The organism is Bacillus sp. JST-5 (assembly GCF_057747715.1).
Genome location: NZ_JBYLHW010000119.1, coordinates 1 through 2,590, shown reverse-complemented (window position 1 = coordinate 2,590; position 2,590 = coordinate 1). Strand labels below are relative to the sequence as shown.

Annotated in this window: 5 protein-coding genes; 3 read left to right on the top strand and 2 right to left on the bottom strand. The window is 32.9% G+C overall.

The window, feature by feature from the left end; genetic code table 11:
- The first annotated feature begins 196 nt into the window (after positions 1 to 196).
- The 3 genes from spoVIF (at position 197) to AC3ASS_RS13925 (ending at position 1,712) form a co-directional block, all read left to right on the top strand.
- Entirely contained in the window at positions 197 to 454 is a 258-nt protein-coding gene (spoVIF, locus tag AC3ASS_RS13935; RefSeq protein WP_488284113.1) for a sporulation-specific transcription regulator SpoVIF, read from the top strand.
- A 103-nt stretch (positions 455 to 557) separates the two neighbouring features.
- Entirely contained in the window at positions 558 to 764 is a 207-nt protein-coding gene (locus tag AC3ASS_RS13930; protein WP_488284112.1) for a hypothetical protein, read from the top strand.
- A 30-nt stretch (positions 765 to 794) separates the two neighbouring features.
- Positions 795 to 1,712: an MBL fold metallo-hydrolase gene (locus AC3ASS_RS13925; protein ID WP_488284111.1), complete on the top strand. Its 918-nt coding sequence runs from the start codon at positions 795 to 797 to the stop codon at positions 1,710 to 1,712.
- Here AC3ASS_RS13925 and AC3ASS_RS13920 read toward each other — a convergent pair.
- Together AC3ASS_RS13920 and AC3ASS_RS13915 are read right to left on the bottom strand one after the other, a co-directional pair.
- The gene (locus tag AC3ASS_RS13920) at positions 1,681 to 2,370 is read right to left on the bottom strand and encodes a DUF421 domain-containing protein (protein WP_488284110.1); all 690 of its coding nucleotides are present in this window, start codon (positions 2,368 to 2,370) and stop codon (positions 1,681 to 1,683) included. The genes AC3ASS_RS13925 and AC3ASS_RS13920 overlap by 32 nt on opposite strands.
- Positions 2,371 to 2,396: 26 nt before the next feature.
- The coding region (locus AC3ASS_RS13915; RefSeq protein ID WP_488284109.1) for a hypothetical protein at positions 2,397 to 2,590 on the bottom strand (194 nt) is incomplete at its 5' end.

The following is a 2,590-nucleotide window of genomic DNA, read 5'->3' as shown; positions in this document are numbered from 1 at the left end:
ATGATCCTTAAAACCATTATCTAGGGACATCACGAAAAGTCCACCCCTAAAATGGAAATTTTTCAGATAGTGGTGGGTTCGCCCACCACTATCTGAACTAGCACCTATGAAGTTATCAAAGAACAAAAAATCTAACTGGAAAAAACCTCAAAAGAGGATTCTAAAAATACTATACGAGGGAGGAATGAAGGGAAAGATGGACAATCAATTTTTTAAAAATATCGAAAAACGAACCGGCGTCAATATGAAAGATATTTTCGAATTAGTGAATTCCTTACAAGGAGCAAACTTTAAAGATGAAAATACTGTTAGAAACGTTGTGAAACGTGTTTCTCAAATAGCTAATAAAAAGGTTCCAAAAGAACTTGAAGATAAAATAGTTGAAACGATTGTGAAAGACGGAAGTCAAATTGATTTTTCTACCATTGCTAATATGATCAATCAAAAAAAATAATATTCCAAGTGAAAAATAGAGCGGATTTCGCTCTATTTATTTGTTTGAATAGTTTGAATATTTATATTTTAGGGTAAATGTATGATTGAAAGGAGAGAGAACAATGGTTTATTTCCTTCCAGTTCCTATGCAACAATATGAGGATTATATGATAAGAACCAATTTGTTAAATCGAAACGTGGAGGCTGTACAAAAAATGAAGAAACTATCGGAAACGAAAAGGATTGAAAATGATCTTAATTATTATCATTGGAGAAAAAATAAGAAAAACGGGCAAGGAAAAGGATTATACATTGACGAATATATTTAGTAATTACCTATTTGGAAAGGATTGTCTCAAGTGAGTTGGATAAACATCAAACAAGGTTGTTACTATTATCATGCTACAGTAAATATCGGATATGTGACAAATGGTTCTGATACGGGGATAATTATTGATACTGGTTTGGAACCACAAGCAATTAAAAAAGTAATAAAAGTTATAGAAAGTGAAAATTTACCGATTACGAATTGTTTTATCACTCATGCACATGCCGACCATTTCGGAGGAGCAGCTTATTTAAAAAATCAAAAAAACGTTACGATTTATGCTCCTCCATTTGAGGCCGCGATCATGGAAAATCCATTATTAGAGCCATTATATTTATATCATGGAGCCAAACCTCCGAAAGAATTGCGAAATAAGTTTGTAGAAGGTGCTCCAATTAAAGTAGACGTTCTTTTATCAGAAGGGACATTCGAAATTGGTGGAATTTCTATTCAATGTATCTCCCTTCCTGGTCATAGTTATGAACAAATGGGGTTCATCATTAATGGTATTCTTTTTGCTGCAGATTCATATTTCGGAAAAGAAACATTAGTTAAACATAAAATTCCTTATATCATTGATGCGAATCAAACCATACAGACTTTGAAAAAAATTTTATCCTTGCCAATTTGTGGTGCACTCCCTGGTCATGGTACCTATGAAGAAAATTTCTTGGAAACCATTGAGCTCAATATTAAAACACACAACAATATTACCAATGACATACTAAACCTACTAAATACAAATGAAGAAGGACTTTCACTGGAGGCAGTCATGGAATGTTTATGTGCCAAACATGAGATTCATTTATCAAATTTAGGTCAATGGGCATTATATCGAACTGCCATTACTGCTTATATTAATAAACTGATCCAAGATGACCAAGCAATGTGGGAAGTGATCAATAACCGATTAATAGTTAAGACGAAGAATTCGAGTACGTTTGAATAAAGAGCGGTTCATTTTCTTTCCATTCCGCATATAAAACTTCTTGAATGGAATCAATTCCATGCTTTTTCAATTCTTTGAGAAGTTTTTTTTCTGTCCATTGAATTTGGTCTAAATGTTCGTGTATTAATTCACCATCTTCAATGAGTGCAACTGGAAGACTCACAGGTGTCCCTTGAATCTGTAAATCTTTTTTCGTAATAAAATCGTATTCAGGTTTTTTTAGAACACTAACTTCTCCATTTGCTTCCAATATGGCATATTCGCATTCTTGGATGGAAAAGACTCCTTTATTCCTAAGCAAATGTTGTAATTGATTAATATCCAATTTATTTTTTTTTAATGATGGATAATCAATTTTTCCTTTATGTATAACAATGGAAGGATATCCTTCGAGTATAGGTCTTGTCTTTTTAAATTTTTGCGTAATCATTTCCGTTGTGTATATTAATATCGACCATATTCCAATGGCGAATAAAATTTTAAATATTCCAACATTTTTATCGTACATAGCATTACCAACTAATTCTCCTAAAATTAATGCGGATATAAAATCAAACGGTGTTAATTGAGTGATTTGTGTTTTACCTAGCACTTTCGTTATTACTAATAAAGCTACATAGCCAATAAAAAGTTCTACGCCAATCTGAAGGTAATCCAAAAGGATCCACTCCTATCTTCACCATGCTATCCAACATTTTTTCCTAATCCACTTTTTTTAAACATGAAAAAGGGGCTGTCCGATAAGTCCCTAAAATGAAGCAAGTGGAGAAAAACAATTCGTTTCTCTCCACTTGCTTTTATATTTTTTCGATTTTTATCTGAAAGTAGCTGGCGGATGCCGGCTACTTTCAGGAAGTTGTGGGCTAATGCCACAATCC